The 21,731-nt window shown below is 40.9% G+C and carries 25 protein-coding genes and 1 pseudogene; 4 read left to right on the plus strand and 22 right to left on the minus strand.

Annotated features, from left to right (window positions below):
• A partial coding sequence (locus tag ABPH35_RS06625) for an ISAs1 family transposase (protein ID WP_349988132.1) occupies positions 1-310 on the plus strand: 310 nt, incomplete at its 5' end.
• A 358-nt stretch (positions 311-668) separates the two neighbouring features.
• Positions 669-2,204, plus strand: a complete 1,536-nt coding sequence (locus ABPH35_RS06630; RefSeq protein ID WP_349988955.1) for an ATP-binding cassette domain-containing protein — start codon at positions 669-671, stop codon at positions 2,202-2,204.
• A 50-nt stretch (positions 2,205-2,254) separates the two neighbouring features.
• On the opposite strand, the gene ABPH35_RS06635 is transcribed toward ABPH35_RS06630, so the two are convergent.
• The 17 genes and pseudogenes from ABPH35_RS06635 to ABPH35_RS06715 all read right to left on the minus strand — a co-directional run bounded on the left by ABPH35_RS06635 (position 2,255) and on the right by ABPH35_RS06715 (position 16,852).
• Entirely contained in the window at positions 2,255-2,401 is a 147-nt protein-coding gene (locus ABPH35_RS06635) for a hypothetical protein (RefSeq protein ID WP_349988956.1), read from the minus strand.
• Between the two features lie 199 nt (positions 2,402-2,600).
• Positions 2,601-3,914, minus strand: a complete 1,314-nt coding sequence (obgE, locus tag ABPH35_RS06640; RefSeq protein ID WP_349988957.1) for a GTPase ObgE — start codon at positions 3,912-3,914, stop codon at positions 2,601-2,603.
• A 76-nt stretch (positions 3,915-3,990) separates the two neighbouring features.
• Positions 3,991-4,116, minus strand: coding sequence for a DUF4044 domain-containing protein (locus tag ABPH35_RS06645; RefSeq protein WP_349988958.1), 126 nt, complete (start codon positions 4,114-4,116; stop codon positions 3,991-3,993).
• Between the two features lie 64 nt (positions 4,117-4,180).
• Entirely contained in the window at positions 4,181-5,971 is a 1,791-nt protein-coding gene (gene uvrC / locus ABPH35_RS06650) for an excinuclease ABC subunit UvrC (RefSeq protein WP_349988959.1), read from the minus strand.
• A gap of 60 nt (positions 5,972-6,031) precedes the next feature.
• Positions 6,032-6,211: a hypothetical protein gene (locus ABPH35_RS06655; RefSeq protein WP_349988960.1), complete on the minus strand. Its 180-nt coding sequence runs from the start codon at positions 6,209-6,211 to the stop codon at positions 6,032-6,034.
• Positions 6,204-7,493, minus strand: a complete 1,290-nt coding sequence (locus tag ABPH35_RS06660; RefSeq protein WP_368849680.1) for a hypothetical protein — start codon at positions 7,491-7,493, stop codon at positions 6,204-6,206. Before ABPH35_RS06660 ends, ABPH35_RS06655 begins: the two co-directional genes overlap by 8 nt.
• Before the next feature lie 173 nt (positions 7,494-7,666).
• Positions 7,667-8,392 carry an LD-carboxypeptidase LdcB/DacB gene (gene ldcB / locus ABPH35_RS06665; protein ID WP_349988962.1) on the minus strand — a complete coding sequence of 242 codons (726 nt, stop codon included), beginning with the start codon at positions 8,390-8,392 and terminating at the stop codon, positions 7,667-7,669.
• Between the two features lie 27 nt (positions 8,393-8,419).
• Positions 8,420-8,812 (minus strand): PaaI family thioesterase, encoded by a 393-nt coding sequence (locus ABPH35_RS06670; protein ID WP_349988963.1) that lies wholly within the window; start codon positions 8,810-8,812, stop codon positions 8,420-8,422.
• A gap of 10 nt (positions 8,813-8,822) precedes the next feature.
• Complete coding sequence (locus ABPH35_RS06675) at positions 8,823-9,518, minus strand: YjjG family noncanonical pyrimidine nucleotidase (protein WP_349988964.1); 696 nt, start codon at positions 9,516-9,518, stop codon at positions 8,823-8,825.
• 316 nt (positions 9,519-9,834) lie between these two features.
• Positions 9,835-10,593 (minus strand): MBL fold metallo-hydrolase, encoded by a 759-nt coding sequence (locus ABPH35_RS06680; protein ID WP_349988965.1) that lies wholly within the window; start codon positions 10,591-10,593, stop codon positions 9,835-9,837.
• A gap of 521 nt (positions 10,594-11,114) precedes the next feature.
• Positions 11,115-12,680 carry a recombinase family protein gene (locus tag ABPH35_RS06685; RefSeq protein WP_349988966.1) on the minus strand — a complete coding sequence of 522 codons (1,566 nt, stop codon included), beginning with the start codon at positions 12,678-12,680 and terminating at the stop codon, positions 11,115-11,117.
• The gene (locus ABPH35_RS06690) at positions 12,677-13,888 is read right to left on the minus strand and encodes a recombinase family protein (protein WP_349988967.1); all 1,212 of its coding nucleotides are present in this window, start codon (positions 13,886-13,888) and stop codon (positions 12,677-12,679) included. The genes ABPH35_RS06685 and ABPH35_RS06690 overlap by 4 nt, the downstream gene beginning before the upstream one ends.
• A 57-nt stretch (positions 13,889-13,945) precedes the next feature.
• Positions 13,946-14,107 (minus strand): SHOCT domain-containing protein, encoded by a 162-nt coding sequence (locus ABPH35_RS06695; RefSeq protein ID WP_349988968.1) that lies wholly within the window; start codon positions 14,105-14,107, stop codon positions 13,946-13,948.
• Complete coding sequence (locus tag ABPH35_RS06700; RefSeq protein ID WP_349988969.1) at positions 14,082-14,507, minus strand: RNA polymerase subunit sigma-70; 426 nt, start codon at positions 14,505-14,507, stop codon at positions 14,082-14,084. Before ABPH35_RS06700 ends, ABPH35_RS06695 begins: the two co-directional genes overlap by 26 nt.
• Before the next feature lie 318 nt (positions 14,508-14,825).
• The gene (locus ABPH35_RS06705; RefSeq protein ID WP_349988978.1) at positions 14,826-14,954 is read right to left on the minus strand and encodes a putative holin-like toxin; all 129 of its coding nucleotides are present in this window, start codon (positions 14,952-14,954) and stop codon (positions 14,826-14,828) included.
• Between the two features lie 148 nt (positions 14,955-15,102).
• A pseudogene (locus ABPH35_RS06710) lies at positions 15,103-16,461 on the minus strand (LysM peptidoglycan-binding domain-containing protein); the annotation flags it as partial.
• Positions 16,436-16,852: a helix-turn-helix domain-containing protein gene (locus tag ABPH35_RS06715; RefSeq protein WP_349988970.1), complete on the minus strand. Its 417-nt coding sequence runs from the start codon at positions 16,850-16,852 to the stop codon at positions 16,436-16,438. The gene ABPH35_RS06715 and the pseudogene ABPH35_RS06710, both read right to left, overlap by 26 nt.
• Positions 16,853-17,173: 321 nt before the next feature.
• Between ABPH35_RS06715 and ABPH35_RS06720 the strand changes: the two genes are divergently transcribed.
• Positions 17,174-17,455 carry a type II toxin-antitoxin system RelB/DinJ family antitoxin gene (locus ABPH35_RS06720; RefSeq protein WP_349988971.1) on the plus strand — a complete coding sequence of 94 codons (282 nt, stop codon included), beginning with the start codon at positions 17,174-17,176 and terminating at the stop codon, positions 17,453-17,455.
• Between the two features lie 3 nt (positions 17,456-17,458).
• Positions 17,459-17,731, plus strand: coding sequence for a type II toxin-antitoxin system YafQ family toxin (locus tag ABPH35_RS06725; protein WP_349988972.1), 273 nt, complete (start codon positions 17,459-17,461; stop codon positions 17,729-17,731).
• Positions 17,732-17,754: 23 nt separating this feature from the next.
• On the opposite strand, the gene ABPH35_RS06730 is transcribed toward ABPH35_RS06725, so the two are convergent.
• From ABPH35_RS06730 to ABPH35_RS06750, 5 genes are all read right to left on the minus strand, one after another.
• Entirely contained in the window at positions 17,755-18,120 is a 366-nt protein-coding gene (locus ABPH35_RS06730) for an HNH endonuclease (RefSeq protein ID WP_349988973.1), read from the minus strand.
• Between the two features lies 1 nt (position 18,121).
• Positions 18,122-19,162 (minus strand): methionine adenosyltransferase, encoded by a 1,041-nt coding sequence (gene metK, locus ABPH35_RS06735; RefSeq protein ID WP_349988974.1) that lies wholly within the window; start codon positions 19,160-19,162, stop codon positions 18,122-18,124.
• Positions 19,163-19,389: 227 nt separating this feature from the next.
• Positions 19,390-19,866: a hypothetical protein gene (locus ABPH35_RS06740; RefSeq protein ID WP_349988975.1), complete on the minus strand. Its 477-nt coding sequence runs from the start codon at positions 19,864-19,866 to the stop codon at positions 19,390-19,392.
• Positions 19,859-21,235, minus strand: coding sequence for a DEAD/DEAH box helicase (locus tag ABPH35_RS06745; protein ID WP_349988976.1), 1,377 nt, complete (start codon positions 21,233-21,235; stop codon positions 19,859-19,861). Before ABPH35_RS06745 ends, ABPH35_RS06740 begins: the two co-directional genes overlap by 8 nt.
• On the minus strand, positions 21,216-21,497 hold the full coding sequence (locus tag ABPH35_RS06750) for a VRR-NUC domain-containing protein (RefSeq protein WP_349988977.1): 282 nt from the start codon (positions 21,495-21,497) through the stop codon (positions 21,216-21,218). The genes ABPH35_RS06745 and ABPH35_RS06750 overlap by 20 nt, the downstream gene beginning before the upstream one ends.
• Between the last annotated feature and the right edge of the window lie 234 nt (positions 21,498-21,731).

The following is a 21,731-nucleotide window of genomic DNA, read 5'->3' on the forward strand; positions in this document are numbered from 1 at the left end:
GACCAAGAGTAGTCAAGAGGGTGAAGAAACACGCTACTTTATCTTGAGTAGTCAGGTTAGTGCGAAGGAATTATGCGACTATGTACGAGGTCATTGGCAGATAGAGAGTATGCATTGGTTATTAGATATTGTTTTTCGAGAAGATGCGAATAAAACTTTGAACAAGCAGTTAGCGTTTAATTTGAATGTGATGGACAAATTCTGCCTAGCTGTCCTAAAACGGTTGGATTTTGGAAAGAAAATGAGCATGCGTCGTAAGAAATATGTCCTTAGTCTATCCTTTGACCAGTATTTAAAACGATTACTTTAAATCAAAAAAGTGTTTGAGGTAGAAAAAAGCCGAAGACCGTTTCATGCGTTTGTCGTGCTCCCATATGAAAAGCGATTGACAAAATTGTTTTTCTATGATAAAGTAAGTGTATACACATTCGGAGGTAAAAGGAAATATGAACAACTAAGTCTATTGGTGAATGTTTAAGTACGCAAAATGAAGTAGCCTTGCTACAGTCTTTTACGTGCCGACATACTTTACCTAGTAGACAGATGGTGGTTTGTATCTCCTTTTTTGCGTGGACTTTTTAGTTCTATCCTCTTTTTAAAAGGAATCTTTTGATACGAAATCACAGCTCTGCTAGTTAAAGTAGGGCTATTTTTTATAAGGAGGATGTATGTTACAGATTAGACACTTGACCATGACCCACGAAAAAGATTTGACGGATTTGGTGACTGACCTATCTCTAGTAGTGAATAGAGGGGATAAGGTTGCTCTGATTGGAGAGGAGGGAAACGGAAAATCCAGTCTCCTTCAATGGATGATGAAGGAAGAGTTGGTTCAATCCTACATTCAGTTTAAAGGAGAAATTCATCGGGACTTTACTCATTACAGCTACATCCCGCAGCAATTTCCAAAAGAATTTGAAGCTCTATCGCTCAACGATTATTTCTTTAGCCAAAGAGAAATTGACCTTGACTATACCACTCTCTACCGTTATGCTAAGGAATTGCAATTTGATAGTGATCGTTTCTCGGATTCTCAATCCTTAGCATCCCTGTCTGGCGGAGAGAGATTGAAAATTCAACTCATCAAAGAACTATCTCTCGAAACAGATATTCTTTTTCTCGATGAACCTTCTAATGATTTGGACTTAGCAACTCTCAAATGGCTAGAACACTTTATCCAACAAACTCCCAAAACGGTAATCTTTGTCTCTCACGATGAAACCTTTTTAGGTCAAACAGCTACAAAAATCGTCCATTTAGAACGCATTAAAAAACGCCAACGAGCACGAACAACTGTCCAGTCACTGGACTACGCTACCTATGCCGAGGAGCGAAAAGATCAATTTGACCGGCAGCTTCAACAGGCAAGAAACGAACGTTTGGCACATCAAAAGAAACTGGAACGCCACCACCGCATTCATCAAAGTGTCGAATATACTCTTCGCACTACCCATGACGCAGAAGCCGGGCGACTGATTGCCAAAAAAATGAAAGTTGTCCTTGCTCAAGAAAAACGCTATGAAAAAGAAGCAGCTGCTATGACAGAGATTCCGACTCAGGAAGATCATATTCACTTGTTCTTCAAAGACCTCCAACCTCTTCCTGCTCATAAGACGATTATCAATCTGGCAAATGTTTCATTGCAGGTCGGCACGAAAACCTTAGTTACAAACATCAACTTTCGCTTTTTGGCTCAAGACAAGATAGGAATTATCGGCGTAAATGGTACTGGAAAATCCAGTCTCCTCAAATACATCTATCATATGTTAAAAGAAGAAACCAGTTATTCGATTGGCTATATGCCCCAGAATTATCCAGACCTGCTTGATGCAGCTACTTCACCACTTGATTTTCTGACACATTCTCCCGATAAAAAAGAGGAGGAACGAGTCCTCACTCATCTAGCTAGTCTCCAATTTAGCCGAGAAGAGGCTCGCCACCCCATTTCCTCTCTATCTGGTGGTCAACAAGCCAAGCTACTCCTACTAAAAATGGTCTTGGAAGCTAGTCCAATCTTGTTACTCGATGAGCCAACACGAAATTTTTCACCAACTTCCCAACCTCAAGTACGGCAACTGTTTCAGGATTTTAAAGGAGCAATCCTGACTGTGTCCCATGACCGCACCTTTCTCAAAGAAGTCTGCGATAAGGTTTACCTACTGGATCAACATGGATTGGCCGAAATTCGCAAGGAAGAATTGTAGATTGAATGCATAAAAAGCTGGGAAATTCCCAGCTCTTACTCTTTAATCTGTTACTTCTTTTTTTCACGCTCAAGTCGGAATTTGCGATTTGGATTGAGTTTATTAAAGAGTTCCTCTAATTTTTCTGCATTCCAAACATCAGCTGCCGAAACAAAATTCCCATCCTTATCCTTATAGGATATCGGTTTATCTCCCATAATAAAAATCTCCCATTTACTTAGTTTGTATAGCCCTGGTTTTGCCAACCTCTCATACCGATAACACTCATTCCGCACGACACGCAGTTCAACCAGTTGGTATTACTGGTTGAACGAAGTTAGGCAGGGGCTAGGCAGTTCGCCATAGCGACTGCTGTCTACTCATTAGATAGCTCCGCTATCAATGAGTGGCAGCCCGTCAATCCACAAATTCAAACTCAAATGTGCCGATTCGGACAATGTCGCCATCCTTAGCACCACGAGAACGGAGGGCTTCATCGACTCCCATACCACGCAATTGGCGAGCAAATTTCATAACAGATTCATCGCGGTCAAAGTTGGTCATGGTAAAGAGTTTTTCCAGTTTCTCACCAGATAAAATCCAACTTGCATCATCTGCACGACTAATGTCAAATTCTGGCTCGTCTGGGTTAAATCCATAGTAGGCTTCCTCTGCTTCAAAGTCTGTTTCGTCATATAAAAGGAATTCTGGGGTTTTGTCCAGTAATTCAGCTGTTGCTTCTAATAAATTTTCCAGACCTTGATGTGCTAAGCCAGAGATTGGAAAGATTTGGGGTAGTTCATCAAACTCATCATAGTTGGCTGCTAATTTTTGTCTGAATACCTTCAAATTTTCTTCCGCATCTGGCATATCCATTTTATTGGCTACGATAATCTGTGGACGTTCCATAAGGCGAAGATTGTATGTTTCTAGTTCATTATTGATTGCCACATAATCTTCGTACGGATCACGTCCCTCACTTGCAGACATATCTAGGACATGCAATATGACACGAGTCCGCTCAATATGGCGGAGGAACTGAGTTCCAAGTCCCACACCTTGGCTCGCTCCCTCAATCAAGCCTGGTAAATCAGCTACTGCAAAAGATTCACCTGATTTGGTACGTACCATACCAAGATTGGGGACAATGGTTGTAAAGTGGTAAGCACCGATTTTGGGCTTGGCTGCTGTAATCACGCTGAGTAGGGTGGATTTCCCAACAGACGGGAAACCGACCAAACCTACATCAGCTAGGACCTTTAATTCTAATTCGAGATGCCGCTCTTCACCTGGTTCACCATTTTCAGAGATTTCAGGCGCAGGATTTTTCGGTGTCGCAAAGCGGATATTGCCGCGACCACCTCGGCCGCCATGAGCTACGATAAATTCCTGACCATGCTCGACCAAGTCTGTAATGACCTTGCCCGTTTCTGCATCGCGAACAGTCGTTCCCTGCGGTACACGGACAACCAAATCCTCCGCCCCACGACCGTGCATGCCTTTGGTCATGCCTTTTTCGCCAGAATCAGCCTTAAATTGGCGATTATAGCGGAAATCCATAAGGGTACGCAAGCCCTCATCAACCACAAAGACGACGTTACCGCCACGTCCACCATCTCCGCCCCAAGGTCCACCATTTGGGACATATTTTTCACGGCGAAAGGCTACCATGCCATCTCCGCCCTTACCAGCCTTAACCTTAATCTTGGCTGTATCTAAAAACATACTCATTTTCTTACCTATTTCTTCCTCTTGCTATTATTCATAAAAGAAGGGCTAAAGGATTGAGTCCTCCTAGCCCCGCAGATTACCTAATGGCACTAATGGCTGGTAAAATCAGACCAGCTAGTGTTGCCAACACCATCACTACTACGATAAAAAGGGTGATTTTTTCAAATGTATTTTTCTTGTGTTTTTCTTCTCCAAATGCCATGATGTCTCCTTTTACATATGAATATTCTATACATCTTTCCACTCATTTTATCATGAAAAGTTGATTATTTCAACGCTGAATCTTGCTCATTTAGCTTTTCTTTTACCGCTTGGGCTACTTTATAAGGGACCCCTGCTTCTGCAATCTCTTGGAAACTGGCTTCTTGGATTTTGGTTAATGATTTGAAATGCTTGAGGAGTGCCTGTTTGCGTTTCGGGCCAAGACCCTCTATCCCGTCTAGCTTAGATGAAAAGGAATTTTTTGACCGAACCTGCCTATGGAAGGTAATGGCAAAACGGTGTACTTCGTCTTGAATCCGTTGCAAGAGGAAAAATTCCTGCGAATTGCGCGACAAGGGAATTACCTGTAAGGGACTACCAAAAAGCAAATCATGGGTCTGGTGCTTGTCGTTTTTTTGCAGACCCGCAATGGGAATACGCATACCAAGCTCTTGTTCAATGACTTCCTTGGCTACATTGACTTGCCCTTGACCACCGTCGATGATAATCAAATCAGGTGGCGTCAAGTCTTCTTTCTGGACACGACTATAGCGACGGTAGAGCACTTCTCGCATCGATGCATAATCATCTGGTCCTTCTACGGTCTTAATTTTATATTTGCGGTATTCTTTTTTATTTGGAACACCATTTTCAAAAACAACCATAGCAGAAACTGGACTGGTCCCCATGATATTCGAGTTATCAAAGGCTTCTATTCGGACTGGCGTAGGAATACCGAGCAACTGACCAATCGTTGCAATCGCACCTTGTGTTTTTTCCAGATTTTTCTCTAAGAGATTAAATTTCTGCTGTAAACTCACACGCGCATTCTTGGTCGCAAGCTGTACGAGCTGTTTTTTCTCTCCACGCTGAGGTTTGACAATCTTGGCACCGACCAAACTTTTGACTGCTTCTTCATCAATATCCTGCGGAATCAGCACTTCTTTGGGAATCAAATGCTGCTGATTTCGATAAAATTGTCCTACGTAGGTCAAGAAATCCTCTTCAGCCTCATTGTAATACGGAAACAAGTTGACATTTCGCTCAATCAATTTTCCCTGACGGACAAAAAATACCTGTACACACATCCAACCCTTTTCGACATAGTAACCAAACACATCTCTGTCCTGCAAGTCCTTGGCCATCACTCGTTGCTTGGTGCGTAAGGTTGAAATAGACTGAAGAATATCACGGTATTCGGCAGCTTTTTCAAATTCCAGATTGCTGGCTGCAAGCTGCATTTTTTCCTGAAGCTGGTGGACAATCTTGTCGTCATGCCCTGTCAAGAACTGGCTGACTTCAGTTGCCATTTGGGCATAATCCTCACGACTAGGCATGTGCTCACCATGTGCCAAACATTGCCCCAAATGATAATATAAGCAGTATTTGTTTTCTGGCAACTTGCATTTACGAAATGGATAAAGACGCTCAAGAAGCTTTAAAGTCTGATTGGCTGCGCCCACGTCTGGATAGGGGCCAAAATACTGCCCGCCGTCCTTACGCACCTGACGGGTAATCATCAGGCTCGGATGCCGTTCATTGCTAATCTTGATAAAAGGATAGGACTTGTCATCCTTGAGCATGATATTGTAGCGGGGCTTGTTTTCCTGAATCAGGTTGATTTCTAAGAGCAGGGCTTCAATATTGGACTCCGTCACAATAAATTCAAAATCTGCAATTTCTGATACCAGCGCCGTTGTCTTGGTATCATGGCTTCCACGGAAATAGGAACGAACGCGGTTACGCAGATTTTTTGCCTTGCCAACGTAAATAATCTTACCGTATTGATTCTTATGTAGATAGCAACCTGGGCTATCTGGAAGTAATTCTAGTTTGTGTCTAATCAAATCATTCATCTTATTTATTGTAACAAAAAAAGCAGGACTAGCCTACTTTTTTGTTGATTATAATCTCTGCTATTTTTTAGCTATTTTCTTAATAAACATCCCCGCAGCTACGATAGCGCCTCCAAAAACTTTTGCTCCTTTCAAAAATTCTTGAAAATCTCGTTCGTGTTCTCCACAGAAGAAAGCTCCTGGTCCAAACACCGCTTTTTTACAATCTGGAACTGAACACTTTTTCTCTGATTTACTCATTATTTTCTCCTTCCAAAACAGACAGTCTCTTTGTTGCCTGTACCAATCTTTCTATTTTAGTTGTCACAGTCATCGTTACACGACTAATATTTCCGTCATTTCCTGAGCGGAAGTTATCCAAACTCCATGCTAAGCTATGCCCATACTGAGTTTGACTTAACAGGGTTTGTTCCATAAATGATTGATAGTTTACTAAAGCTCCTAACAAGGCATCCTTTTCACCTAAAGCAGTATAAGCAACTACATTTAACTGAACAGACGAATTTAAATATCCGATTGAGTTTTGTAAAAAATGATCAATACGCATAGCATCTGCTCTATTTGTTGTCGGATCAATAAAGTCATGGGCATCTTGATGAATAGAGAGCATCAGCTTTGCAATCGTCTCATTGCTAATTTTAACAGCAGATAACAAGAGGTTTTTTTGACTTTCTTCATCATTCATCGCTAGCGCTTCGACTACTAGCTGTCTTGCACTAAAAAATCCTGCGTAGCGATCGTTATATTGCCCTTGTTCAATTCTCTCCATCAATTTATTTAGATGTTCAATTTGCTCCATGATACTTTCTAAAGCTACTTGCATAGCCATCAACTCAGGGCTAACACCTAATTGTTCTAAAGAGCGTTTTTCCAAGCCGACCATTTCTTGTATTTGACCTGATTTTGAATCTCGCAACACTCCATACATTTCTCGGGTTTGCTTTTTGAGACCCCACGACCACTCACCAGAATCCAGTTTCTTCCTTGCTTCCTTGGAAAATGTTGCGACGTATTCGGCATCTTGTTTAGAAATCAATTTATGTGCTTGTTCTACCAAACTAGGGAGTTTTGTTACCGCCTTTGTTACTGTCATTTGACTCGCAACTTCCTGAAGAGGAGCAAGGGCATAGGATCCAAAATCATAGTTATATAATTCTTTTTTTGTGACATCAATCGTCAGTTCTTTCTGAGGAACTAGACTCAGTTCAAAGGTATTTAAATCAAGAAGCTCTTCCTCAGGAGCGTCCAAAAGCTCAAACTCTTCTTCGATTTCAACCGTTTGATTAAAAAGAGTATCCCCCACGTCTTCAGCAACTTTCACGACTTGACTAACAGCCCCGCCAGCGACCTTTCCTGCTTCTGACACGACATCTCCTACTGCTTTGCTAGCCTGTTTAGTCACATCTGATAGAGCTTTTCCAGAATTATCTAACGTTTTTCCTGTCTCTTTCACAACGTTATTCGCAAAATCTCCGAGATTTTTTCCTAAATCATCAAACAAATTTCCCATTGTCTTTACCATCTACTTTTTATTTATTATACCACAATTTCTAATCAATTGTGCATTACTCTGATAAAAATATATCCAGCTTATCTGTCGCTTCTGACAATATCATCTGAATCCTTATAAAGCATGATATTCCTCATATCGTACGAATCGATCACTAACGATTGTATAGAAATATTTTACACTCCCTAGTCTTCATAATCCCCACCTGGCACGCCAAAGTATTCTTCCAGTGTTTGACCGGATTGGTAGATGTCGCTCGCTTCTTGTCCGATATAGCGGATGTGCCAGGATTCAGCCATGTAGCCTGTACTGTCTTCCTTATCTGGTAAATAGCGGACAATAAAGCCATATTCATGAGCATGCTCAGCTAGCCATTTGGTTGCGCTAGGTTCTGTTAAAAGAGCGCCACTACTGTCTAAAATATCGTAGGCTAAGCCTGTCTGGTGTTCGCTGTAGCCTGCTCTTGCAGAATAACGGTCTGCATTTTCTTTACCGTCATTTGCCACATAAGATTGGTACAAGCCTGCTTGCGTATCGTAAGAACGAAAACCGCTGTAATTGGTCGTTGAGACATCATAGCCCAAAGAGTGCATGTGCGCTACCAACTCCCGGAAAGCAGCTACTGCTTCTGGCATTTCTCCAGGATTGTAATCACTAGCGAGGGGATGTTTTTTATTCACAATAATGATTTCACCATATTTCCCCTGTACACTGTAATAAGAACCATTAAAGGTCTCTTGCGTAGCTGAATCTTTTGTTTCTTGAGATGCTTCTGCCGTTGATGACTTGCTTTCCTCTGCAACCTGTGTACTTGGCACCGTAGTGGATGATTTTTCTTGTCCAACTGTTGGTTTGGAACAAGCCACAAGGGCTAACAAGGAGAGACTGAATAAAATGGGTCTGATTCTCATTTTAAAACCTGCTTTCTATCGCTATTACTACAAGCGGTTTTCGTGTTCACCAGTCACAAACATGGTGAAGGTTGCTTTGACAATTTCTTCCTGCTTTTGGTTGGTTACGGTCACATCTACTACCTTGGTTGTTCGTCCGTCATGCACACATCTACCATCAATCAAAAGGGTATCTCCTAGCTTACCAGACTTGAGGTAATTGATACTTGATTGAAGGGTTACGGCGTCAGCTCCTGTCGAAATCGCAACCAAGCCACTAATCTGATCACAGAGGGTAAAGAGGTAGCCACCGTGAGCAAAGCCGTAGTAATTCAAGGACTTTTCCACCACTTCAGTCGTCACAACCACATGACCTTTTTCAGATGATACCATTTCAAAATTTTCAAAAACACGAATTTCATGCAAGGATTTGTTGGTCATTTTTCTTCTCCTACTGATTGGCTTGTAATACGGCTAGCAATTCTTGATAATTTCTGACTTCATAGGTTGGTTTGGCACTGGTATGGTTTTCTAGACCCTGCGGATTGTACCAGACGGTGTCAATTCCTGCATTGTTGCCCCCTTTTACATCCGCCGTCAAACTATCGCCAATCATCAAAGCTCTTTCTTTGGTAAAACCTGTAATCTGCTCTGCTATTTTTTCATAAAAGAGAGGTTCTGGTTTTTTCGTTCCCATTTGCTCAGAAATGAAGATTTCCCTGAAAAATGGTTGAATTGGTGAGTGCGCAAGCCGATTTTCCTGAATGTAGGTCACACCATTGGTTGCACCATAAAGCTCGTAGCCTAAGTCTGTCAGCTCCTGCAAACACTCAACAGCCCCATCAAAGGTCTGCCCCTGCTGACTGATATACTCTTGATACAGAAGCGCCATTTCTCGGCCATCCACCTCACGGCCGAAATGGGCAAAGGCACAAGAAAAGCGTGTGTTAATCAAGTCAGACTTGCTGATTTTACCCTGCTCCAAATCCTTCCACATAGCCTGATTCATCGGTTTATAATAGGCTTTGAAGCTCGCCATATCTTTTACTTCCATAGCTTCCAAAAACAGGGTTAGAGCCACTTCCTCCCCTGCTGCAAAATCCAACAAGGTATGGTCAAGGTCGAATAGTAGAAATTTGTAATACAATTTACGGTTTTTCCTTTCTAGGGGGGTGCAAGCTGTCAAAAGGGGGTGCATCCATTTCTTCATAAAGCAACTAAAGTTGCTCTTGTTCAGAAGCTTGTTGCTATCTCGTGGTCAAGCTAGTTTCCTTACTTATTCCACAACTAAATCGTTCGTTTTTAATTGTTCCAGGTCACATCTTTTAACGATTTCCTAAACCCTTGATTTTACAATACTTTAATACTCTAGCTATTGTATCACGCTATCAAAGTTTTCTAGTAACATTTAAGAATTAGCATTCAATCAGCTTGTAACTTCCGTCCCATACTATAAAAGAAATTTATAATTCTATTATCTCTCCGTTATGCGGAATGTCAAGTTGGGAGAGATTCTTCTCCACTTTAAATTCTCTTACATCATCACTGGTAATCAAAGCATGATTAACACTATCAAGATGTGAAGCAATCACTTGTGCATTAGGAGCATCCGTACAGACTTTTTCAATATCAGATAAATCCATAAGCAACCTACCTATAGGTGTGGTAGCCCCACAACAGTTCAAAATAATAACATCAGGTTCGTATTGATCGATTGCTTCTTTTGTATTTTGGCAATATACTGTATCTCCAGCAACATACAGCGTCTTCTCTCCATTGGCTTCAAATACATAGCCGCAAGCTTCACCCATCTTTTGAACAATTGTTGTATTCTCCCCATGTACTGCTTTTATTTTATGGATAGTCACATTTCCAATTACAATAGACTCCTCATCAAAACATTTCGTATTATTAAATCCCATAGATCTAATTTCATCTGCATCCTCCTTGTTCTGAGCGATAATCTTGATATTTTTTGGAAGATAGTCCGCACTAAAGTGGTCAAAATGCAGATGTGATACAAGATTATAATCAACATCCTTTAGAATATTTTCAGGTGATTCTGGCAATTCGTTCATTGGGCATTTAACGTTCAACATATTTGGACGAATAGCTTTGGCTGAAAATCCAGTTCCTTTATCCTGAAACCATGGATCAATTAAAAAAATAGTACCCGCAAACTTAATCTTAATTGTAGCGTTTCTAATCTGTTGTATATACATAACATCCTCCTAAATCAATTTTTTCTTTATTAGAGTATAGCAAAAAGGAGCTAATCCCATGACCTATTTTATCACATCTCTTATCGAAGAACTAACATCAGCTGGTTTTCAGTTAGATGAGTTCTTTCGCAACAGCTAGAAGAGGCGATTAATCAACTCCTATGATTGAAAACCTGAATCAGCTCATCAAGAGGCAATTAAGAAAGAAGCCTGTCTTTCAAAATGACCTCTGTTGAGCGCTTCTTAGTCACGCAATTCAACGAATATCAGGAAACAACCAGTTACCGAAAAGCAAGAGGATTTTTAGAATGCCAAGATACACTGGAAAGTCTTTTTGAATAACTATTCAAATTTCTACTGTCTATTTACACAAAATTATTGACAGAACCGCTTTGGTTTTCATTGAATATCAATTCAAGTATCATTATACCATATTGGAGAACGAAAATTCTCAATTTTATAAATGACTTATCAGCCTAGGTATAACTATTCTTCAAAAAAAATAAAGAGTGATCAAGAAATCAAATAATGATTTTCTGACCACTCTTGAAAGTAAAAATAGCTGATTTCTCTTTGGTAATAGTGACCTGCTCAACCATCGTATGCCAAAGTTTTTCATCAAAATCTGTTAGAAGATGTCGCTGATGAATAAGGATATCAATCAAATTCTTGACCCTTACTGCTCGGTTTTGTTTATCCATTTTCTCAGCTTTTAGTCGTTCAAGCTTGTCTTTTGTCTCCTCATACCGACTCGCTAACTTGCTATAGGTGTTTTGATAGCTTGTTTGGTCTTGAGCCATTTTAGTATTGTAACGGATGAGTTGCTCTACCTGACTAGTCAACTCACCAAGTTCCTGTTCAAGTCTTGAACTCTCACCGTCCAATTGAGATGTATCTTGTACCATTTCAAATAGCACCATCAGATTAGCCAGAATCTCCTGCTTATTCCTTACCAACTGATTTACTGCTTCAATAAACCAATCTTTGACTTCGCTTTCAGTGACATGGGGAGTCTCGCACTTTTCGTCTCCATCATATTTATGATTACACCGATAGATGACACGTCGGTACTTACTGTTAGAATGCCAGACCTTACTACCAAAAGCTGAACCACATGTTTCACAGATGAGTTTTCCTGAAAAGAGTGTCTTGGAACTTTTGCGTTGTTTTAGTTTGACAAACTCTGCTTGAACCAACTCGAACACTTCTCTTTCAATAATCGCTTCGTGGTTGTTCTCGACATAGTACTGAGGAAGTTCTCCCTCATTAACCTTGGTAGATTTTGTTAAAAAATCTGTCACAAAAGTTTTCTGAAGAAGGGCATCTCCCTTATATTTTTCATTTTGCAGAATCCGCTTGATTGTTCCAAACGTCCACTTTGTCTTTCCCATTGGCGTAGGAATTCCTTGCTCTGTCAATGACTTTGCTATGAGGTTACAATTCTTTCCACTTAGAAATTCATGGAAAATATGGCGAACTAGGTTGGCTTCTTCTTGGTTCACCACTAACTCCCCATGTTCCCCACGTTCAAAACCAAGGGTACTCTTAAAGGGAATACTGACTTTCCCTCGTTCGAACTGCTTACGTTTCCCCCATTTGACATTCTCTGAGATGGAGCGACTTTCTTCCTGTGCCAAGCTCGACATAATCGTAATGAGAAGTTCACCTTTTGAATCAAATGTCCAAATATTTTCCTTCTCAAAGTAAATCTCAACTCCATGCTCTTTCAGCTTGCGAACAGTAGATAGGGAGTCTACAGTATTTCTGGCAAAACGGCTGACAGACTTGGTAATGATGAGGTCAATCTTTCCAGCTAAAGCATCATTGACCATTTCTTTAAAACCAGTCCGAGATTTGGTATTGGTTCCAGTGATACCCTCATCCGAATACATTTTAACGAACTCCCAGTCTACTCGGCTATTGATGTAGTCCGTATAGTACTTCATTTGGGCTTCGTACGATGTCGCTTGTTCTTCATGGTCAGTTGATACCCTAGCATAGCCTGCAACTCTTCGCCTAGTGAATATTGATGATTCTTCCACTTGACGAACAGGTCTAGCAGGTTCAATAGTAATGACTTTCTTCATTTCAATTGTCCTCGCTTAAGTATTAGTGTTTGAATGTTGTCGTCGTAAAAATAGAGTGTGACTTGATTTGAACTAGAATCAAACGTAACCTTTTGAATACTACCGAGACAATCACCCAGTTGTTCCTTAACCGTTTGTACCAATCGACGCTCTGACAATGTTTTACTTGGGCAAGCTGATGTACCGTATTGCTGCCGTGTGCGACAATTATAGCGATAGCCAAACCTCTTCTCCTTTGTGATAAGCATATCTCGTCCGCATTGCTGACAAAAGACCTTATCTTTAAAAAGGGCATTATCATAGTTTTTTCGATAACACCGTCCTTTTGAACGATTTTTCTTTTCAGTTTGAGCTTTGTCAAAGAGTTCCTTACTGATAATAGCTTCATGGGCATTGTCTACGATGTATTTCGTCCGTTGACCGGTGTTTCGTTTTGGATTATGATTGAAATCTTCTCGGTAAGTTTTCTGTAAGACCAATCGTCCAAAGTAGGCTTCTTGTTTGAAGAATTCATACAGAATACTTTTTGTGAACTCATTCCCTAATCGAGTAGTTTCGCCCATGCCATTGAGCTTTTTAGCTATAGCCGGAACACCTAGTCCATCTAAGTACCACGTAAAAACCTTTCTCACGATTTCAGCTTCATGTGGTTCAATACTATATTCTTTACCATTCCAGCGGTAGCCATAAATAGCTTGAGGAATATAGGGTAATCCTTGTTTGAAGCGTTCCTTTACTTTCCACTTGATATTTTGGCTAAGTGAAGTTGACTCCTCTTGAGCTAGGGATGCTAACAAGGTCAATAGTAACTCACCATCAGCTGACATGGTACTGATATTTTCCTTTTCGAACAATACTTCAATTCCGAGACTTTTCAACTCTCGTACTGTTTCAAGTAACTCTACAGTATTTCGACCAAACCGTGAGATGGACTTGGTCAAGATACAATCAATTTTGCCTTTCTGACAATCATTGATAAGTCTTTGAAATTCAGGTCGACCTTTTTGAGACTTTCCACTTATAGCGAAATCCGCATAGACTCCTGCAAACTCCCACTCTATTTTCTTTTGAATCAAGTCATTATAATAGCTGACCTGATTTGAAAATGAATGTTCCAAATCACTATGTGAAACACGGATGTAGGCTGCTACTTTTCCTTTAGATTTTAATGGAGAAAAGGGCTTTAGAATTTTTGTAATTGTCTTCATTTGATACAACTCCTTTCCGACTACATATTCCCTCTAACTAAAAGATTTATCCAGTATTTAGCCCACTAATCGGCTAATGAATGGTTGACATTTTTGAAGGATTGTTTTCTGAAACTGCTCGTACTCTTGTTGAGTAATAAGCTCCCCTTCCAACAATTGATGAGCTTGATTCATAACTAGTTGGTAAGTCAGTTCATTTTGATAAAGCTCTGTCTTCATTACGTCCTCCAAATCGATCTGTAATATAACAATGATGCGAGCAATACTTTCTCTTCTGATTTCCATAAGAAGTGAACGAATGTAGACAACCAACACAGATTTGATTAGAGAAAGCTTTTCTCTTGACCTTCTCCTGATGAGTATTCCACCACTTCATACGACATCTATCTGAACAGTATTTCTTTTTCTTCTTTCCAGAAATATGCGTCAAAGACTTTGCGCAAACTGGACAATAATCGCATGATATCTTAGCTGTATTTGTTTTTTGTGATATCAATCCCTCTCTGCGACAGAATGATTTAATCGTATTTACAGAAATAGAAAGTTTGTGGCTAATAGCTTTGTAGCCTAAACCATCTTGACGTAATTGCCTAATGGCAGACTGTTGTTCTAGTTTCATTACATTCCTCCTCACCTACTAGGTACAGTTTTGAAGGTTTTAGTCCAAAATAACTAACATTATTTTTACTTTTCTACCTTACTAGGTAGATTTGAGAGAAATTTTTCCGCAGTTTTTAGAAAAAATCAAAAAAATAAAGCCTGATGTTCCCACCAGGCTGAAAAAATGACATGATTGTTTGAAATAATGATAGAGTATGGTATAATGAAATAGAAAAGGAGCTGAGCTACCAACTCAACTCCAATGTAGAACCGTTAAAAAGACGGTGGCTCGTATTTCAGATATAATCCGTCCTACTCGCGCAAAAGTGGGGACGGATTATTTTTTGTCCTTGTCTTTGAAGATTTTATAGCACAAGCCAATCAAAGCAATGGTAAAGCTACCAAAACCTAAGATAGTCTGTACGACTTCAAATGCGGTCAAAAGAGTGCTCCTCCTTTCCGTCAGATTTTGATGATTTGCCCATAGGCATCACCTCTCTTTCGGTTTCAGGAGCCACCGTCTTCACTTTTCTACAAACTGTATTATACTACAAAAACAGGTAAAATGAAACTACCTGCTTCAGTCTAATGTTTCTACCAGGATCTGTAAAGAGTTATGAAATTCTAAACCAACCGACGACTTTACCAAGCTTCACAGTCCCTGACGCATCGTAGAGTGAACCATCTGCCATAAAGACTCGTTTCACACGTCGAGTAATACCGCCACCACCAATTTCCAATTGGTCATTGATGCCGTTCTTGTTAAGATCTGAATAACCATCCACATTCTGCTCCACACCATCGATGCTTTTTCCATCTGAATCCGTCACACAAATCCCAATATGACCAAATGGTTGTCCTACTGTGTCAATAACGTAGAAATCACCAGCTTTGGGATTAACTCCCCAGGCATCGTATACAACTTGAAAGCCATTGGATTTTGCCTTCTTCAGACAGTCAATCGCATTGGTGTAAGACATGTTCTTATTCGTTAATTCTTGTACAATTTTATCCACCAAAGCCACACACTGACCACCATAAGGGTTACTGGGTACAGTCACTTTCTGTCCAACCTTAGATAGAGCTGAGGCAACTACTCGACTGGCCATACTGGTTGGAAGGCTACTCGTTGAAGCAGAACTTTGATGGACTTTTAGGGTTTGTCCAATTTTTAGAATATCTGTTTTCTTTAGACCATTTAGAGATAATAAGCCGCCCACGGTCTGTCCAAACTTGCGTGCGATGCCATAATAGGTATCGCCTTTTTGTGCTGTGTAAGTCTGTTCAGAATGCCCAAGGCTTGTCCCTTCCACATCCTGTTCCAGTACCCAAGACTTGATTCCCTCAAGCAGATAGGCCGTCTGACTTCTTGATTGCTTTACTGCTTTGACTTGGAGGATTTTATACACCTTCCCTTTGACCCAGCCTGAAATAACTTGACCCGTTTGATAATGCGTCGCATGACCAAGCACACGAACACTGTCACCAACAAAATAGCGAGACTTGACTGAAGAGGAGGTGTTCTTGCTAGAAAGCCTGGGAGAAGATGGTAACTCGGTCTTGACCTCAACTCCTGCAATGGCTGAAACAAGCCCTTTCGCAATTTCTTCCTTCCTTTTCTCAAAAATCACCATATCCTCTTCATTGTCAATAAAGGCAATCTCAACTAAGCGATAAGAATAGCCACGGCTTGCTGCTTCATTGGCATTATAGAGCAAATCAACTTTCTTAATCCCTCGATTTGAGAAATAGCGTGAGAGAAGAGACAAAATAGCCACATCTTCCTTATCCGCTGTTAAAGAAGACTGTATCAATACTTCAGTCCCTCGTGCTGTGCCATTAAAGGCATTGAAATGTAATTCCGTAATCGAATCATAACCCTTCCCAATACTTCCTATGCTTCGATAATCATAAACGTTTTGGTCCGTGATATAGTCGATATTTTTGCTACTGTACTTGGACATGAATGTAGCACTCGTGGCTACAATACTTTCTATTTGGATTGGCATAGGACAAAAAAGACCTACCACAGTTCTGGCAAGTCAATGCTTCATATGCAGTTTTAGTTTTGTCGTGTTCATCAGAGTGGGCGTTCCACCAAGTTTTTCGACAATAGTCTGAACAGAATTTCTTAGGTCTACCCTTGGAATGGTGCTTCAACAACTGATGACATTGCTTGCAATACTTCCCGTTTCCTTCGTCAAACATCTGCTTCACGATATTTCCATAGCCCTTTAACTCAGGAAATCTTCTACAATATTTCTTTACAGAATTGTAAGACATATTCAGCGTAGTCGCAATCTTTCCATAGCTAAATCCTTCGCTTCGTAGATTCCAAATCTGTCTACGTTGATTTTCGTCCATAGGTTTCTCTCCTTAATCTAAAATGCTTGTTTTTTATGTTTTTCAGTCCATTTTTCATTCAAAAATCACCTTTTTTTGTAATCCAAAGACGATAATGCCCCAAGCTAAAAAGTAGTTATTTCAAGGCTTGACACCAACTTCTAGTTCATGTGATGTACCCTTTAACGAATTTTGCGAAAATACACGTTTGAGGGGGCGTCGGTCTTTTAACGTTCGTGTTTTAGAGATTTCATACCCCTACCCCAATACTTTGAAATCTACTTTTAATTGCATTTGTTAAACATTAGTGATACAATTGAAGAAAAATAGGAGGACACTCAAATGGCTAAAACTGCAAACATCAACCTTAGAATTGAACCAAGTAAAAAAGCTCAGGCTGAAGCTCTCTTCAATAGCTTTGGTATTTCTGTTACAGATGCTATCAACATCTTTCTAAACACTTCTATCATGGAGGGTGGTTTCCCTTTTCAGATTAAACAACCTCGTTATAACAGAGAGACTGAACTGGCCATGGCAGAAGCTCGTCAAATCATGGCTGGCAACGTAGCCAAGCAATCCTATGCTTCTTTCTCTGAATTAATGACTGACCTAGACGAGGAGTAATCTATGTTACAACTCGTCACGACTACTCAATTTCGTAAAGATGTCAAACGTGCAAAGAAACGTGGACTCAATCTCAAAAAGCTAGAATCTGTACTAGATATGCTACAAAGAGAAGAACCTCTCAATGATGCCCATAGAGATCATGCTTTAGTTGGAAACTACATAGGATTTCGAGAATGCCACATCGAACCTGATTGGCTCTTGGTCTATGCCGTTGATAAAGGACAGTTAATTCTAACAGCTTCACGAACTGGATCTCATTCAGATTTATTTTAGTCACCAATTGGTGACTTTTTTTGTTAGAACCAATACGTATATTCCACATATCGGTCAGTCGTTTTGGTCTTTCTGTCATGACAGGATTTACAGAGAGCTTGCCAGTTGGATGAATTCCAAAAGAGTTCTTGGTCTCCTCGGTGGGGAGTGATGTGATCAACCACTGTTGCTTTGGTCAGTCGACCTTTCCGTTGACAGAAAACACAGAGCGGATGCACCTTAAGGTAACGAAGCCGTGCTTTGTTCCAACGTGCGTTGTAACCTTTAGCTTTGGTTGACTTGGCATCAAGTGCATGGTTAGCCTTGTGATCCTCGCAGTACTTGTTTCCGTAAGCCACAAGGTTAGGACAGCCATTCTGCTTGCAAGGAGTGCTTGGTCGTCTTGGCATCTTACTGCTCCCAAGGAAGGTAAGGTTTGGTGAAGTGCCCATAGCTTGACGTCAGGTTGTAATCAACCTCTAACAAACCAAGTTCTTCAATGATTCCCTTTGAAGTTAGATCATAACGAAGTCTAATCATATCGCCCAAATCCCTATCAGTATATCCTTTACTTGTTCCAAATGTATCAACAGATACCGACACTGGATGCTTCTTCCCAATCGCATAAGCTAACTGCACCTCACAACGTTTCGCATACCCTTCTCGAACAAAGTCCTTGGCGATCTTTCGAGCCATGTAGGCACCAGAACGGTCAACCTTGCTTGGGTCTTTCCCAGAGAAAGCTCCACCACCGTGATGGGCAAAGCCACCATAGGTATCTGCGATAATCTTGCGACCAGTGACACCAGCATCGGCGTACGATCCACCCAAGACAAAACGACCTGTCGGATTGACAAGCACTTTGAAATCAAGGTTCTGCTTATAAGCTTTAGCGACTTCCTTCATGGCTCGTTTCACAATAGCCTTGAGTTTTCTCCTACTAATCGTCTCAGTATGTTGAATTGAAACGAGGAAAGTTTCAATCCGTTTCTTGTCGTAGTCATAAGACACTTGAGCTTTGGCATCGCTCAACAGATAGGGAGATTTTAGAGCTTGTAGTCTTTCTAGCACCCGAGTTGCTAGCACATAAGGAAGTGGTAAGAACTCTGGGGACTCATCTGTCGCATAACCAAACATAATCCCTTGATCCCCAGCACCACCAGAATCTACTCCTTGAGCAATGTCTGGACTTTGAACACCGAGAAGATTGGTCACTATAACATCGGTCATGCCGTAAGGTTCAAGAACCTTTTTGACAATCTCTTCAAGGTTGAAGAAGTGCTTGGTTGAGACTTCTCCAGCGACAACCACTTGGTTATCCTTTATCAATGTTTCAACAGCCACTCGACTGTTCTTATCATACCGTAGGCACTCTGTTAAAATGGCATCTGAAATTTGGTCACAGATTTTATCTGGGTGACCGTGGGATACTTGTTCACTAGTATAAATCATATTTTCCTCCACGCAAAAAGCCCAACCGCTTGGCTAGGCTTTAAGTTTATTTTGCTTGTTTGCCTGCTTCCTATAAAGGCGGGATATAGCCAGTCATTACTGGAAGATTTTTTATCTTTTTTGACACTTACAATTTTACCACAAATTTTTACAAAGTGAGGTCAATGTTAGGTCACACTTAGTGCAGGGAGAGGTTATTGTTAGGTCAGGGAGAGGTCAAGAGCTGGTTACTTTTCCAAAGAAAATCCCATTTTCAGATAAACTGCCCTAACATGGTCTAAGACCTTTCGCCGCCAGTTTCTAACAGTACTTCGACTAATGTGAAACTCTCGCATCAAGCTATCCCAATTACACTCTGGCTTAAGCAGAAACTGAACAAAAACAGCCAGTTCTCCCTTAAGAAACTTCAACGCCATATCGAAGTTTTCAAGGTCAGTTGCCAAACGAATATAGCGTTGACTGAGGTCTGACAAGAGTTCCTCGTTTTCTTGGATCATCTTATCACGAAAACTTAGGGCAATCATTTCTGACCGTTTATTTGTCGGTGTGCTTGTGACTTTAGGTTCATCAGAGCGTTCAAATACTAGCGAACCAATCACCTCATTTTCCGTTACTGGTTTAAAGTTGTCTAATCGGTACTTTAACATTTCCAAACCACCCTTTAGTGTATTGTAATGTGTCAATATGTATTCTGCCTTATCCATCTATCCCTCCTACCTGTTCTTTAACAGCTTCAATCAGCCGAGCTTGTTGGGCATCTTTGTTTTCTAAAGCCTTAAGAATCTCCTCGTCAATGGTGTTTTCCGTCCCAAGGTGTTGGATGACCACAGTCTCAGATTGTTGTCCTTGTCGCCACAGACGGGCATTGGTTTGTTGGTATAACTCCAACGACCAAGTAAGACCGAACCAAACCAAGTGGTGCCCACCTTTTTGAAGGTTCAGTCCATGACCGCTACTAGCTGGATGTAAAAGTCCAACAGAAATCTTCCCCTTATTCCACTCACGGATATCTTCCTCAGTTTTAAGGACTGTTCCCTTCGTTTTGAGTTTTGCCAAGCGTTCCTCGATACGCAGAAGGTCATGCTTGAACCAATAGGCAACGAGTACTGGCTCACCGTTGGCAGCTTCGATGATATCTTCGAGAGCATCGAGTTTTTGGTCATGGAGACTCACCACTTGATGGTCATCTGAGTAGACTGCACCGTTAGCCATCTGTACCAGTTTATTTGAAAGACTAGCCGCATTGGCAGCTGTTACCTCACCATCCTCAAGGTCAGCTAGGACATACTCCTTCTTGAACTGCTTATAGTCTGCCATCTCTTTCTTGGTAAGATGAACTACCTTTTTGGTTGAAATCAACTCTGGCATATCCAGATAATCCATAGCTTTCATGGAAATCGTAATATCATCAATCTTGTCATAGATTTGGCTCTCCGCATAATCCATGGGGATGTAATCATAGACAACATTGCCATTACGACGACCTTCGTCAAAGTATCGACTGCGATATTCCCCGATGAAACGTCCCAATCGCTCACCACCATCAATGACTTTGAACTCCGCAAATAAGTCCATGAGCCCATTGGAACTAGGTGTTCCAGTCAATCCCACTACACGCTTTATGTAGGGTCGCATAGCTATGAAGGCTTTGAAGCGTTTGGACTGCCAAGACTTGAAGGAAGATAGCTCATCAATGACTACCATATCCCACTTGAAGTAAGGACTGCATTGTTCCACCAACCATGGAAGGTTTTCACGGTTGACAATGTAAATGTCCGCATCTGTCTCAAGAGCTACTTGTCTTTGTTTGGGTGTGCCGATAATTTTCGAGTAGCGTAGGTGCTTCAACTCCTCCCACTGCTCAATCTCATCACTCCATACCGTGTTCGCCACTCGCAGGGGTGCAATCACCAAGACTTTTGAGACTTCGTAGCGGTCAAACATCAGCTCGTTAATAGCAGACAAGGTTGTGGCAGTTTTTCCCATCCCCATGTCTAAGATGACTGCTGCATAAGGGGTTCTTATGATGAAGTCCTTGGTGACTTCTTGATAATCATGTAGTTTCAATTGCATCTAGCACTTCTCCAATCTTCTCAATTCTATCCAGCACATGAACCTTGAAGCCTAATCGGTCAAACATCCTGTGCCTTGTCACTTGTAACAAACGTGGCTTTTCGCCTGGGGCTTTCACTTCCACCATACCAAACTTGCCATTGGGTAAAAACACCAATCGATCAGGCACACCAGTAAAAGATGGTGATACCCATTTGGGACAAATCCCTCCACGCTTTTTCACTTCACTCACTAGCCTCTGCTCTACAACTTTTTCGTGCATACCGAATCCTTTCGCCAAAAACAACCAATCAAAGTGTGGAAGTTTTGTAAGCTGGTTCTATAACTTTATATATATTACTCGTGGTGCTAGTTACTCTCAGAATACAATAAAAAGCCCAAAAGGACTATACTGTAAGTGACCAAACAAACAGGAGGTTAGTCCAAATGAGCCACTTACAGTATATCGCTAAATCCCATCACTTACAATGGAATATCAAACAATTATCAAAGATTT

Origin of the sequence: Streptococcus handemini (genome assembly GCF_040984445.1) — a bacterium.
In the GTDB taxonomy this organism is placed as follows: domain Bacteria; phylum Bacillota; class Bacilli; order Lactobacillales; family Streptococcaceae; genus Streptococcus; species Streptococcus handemini.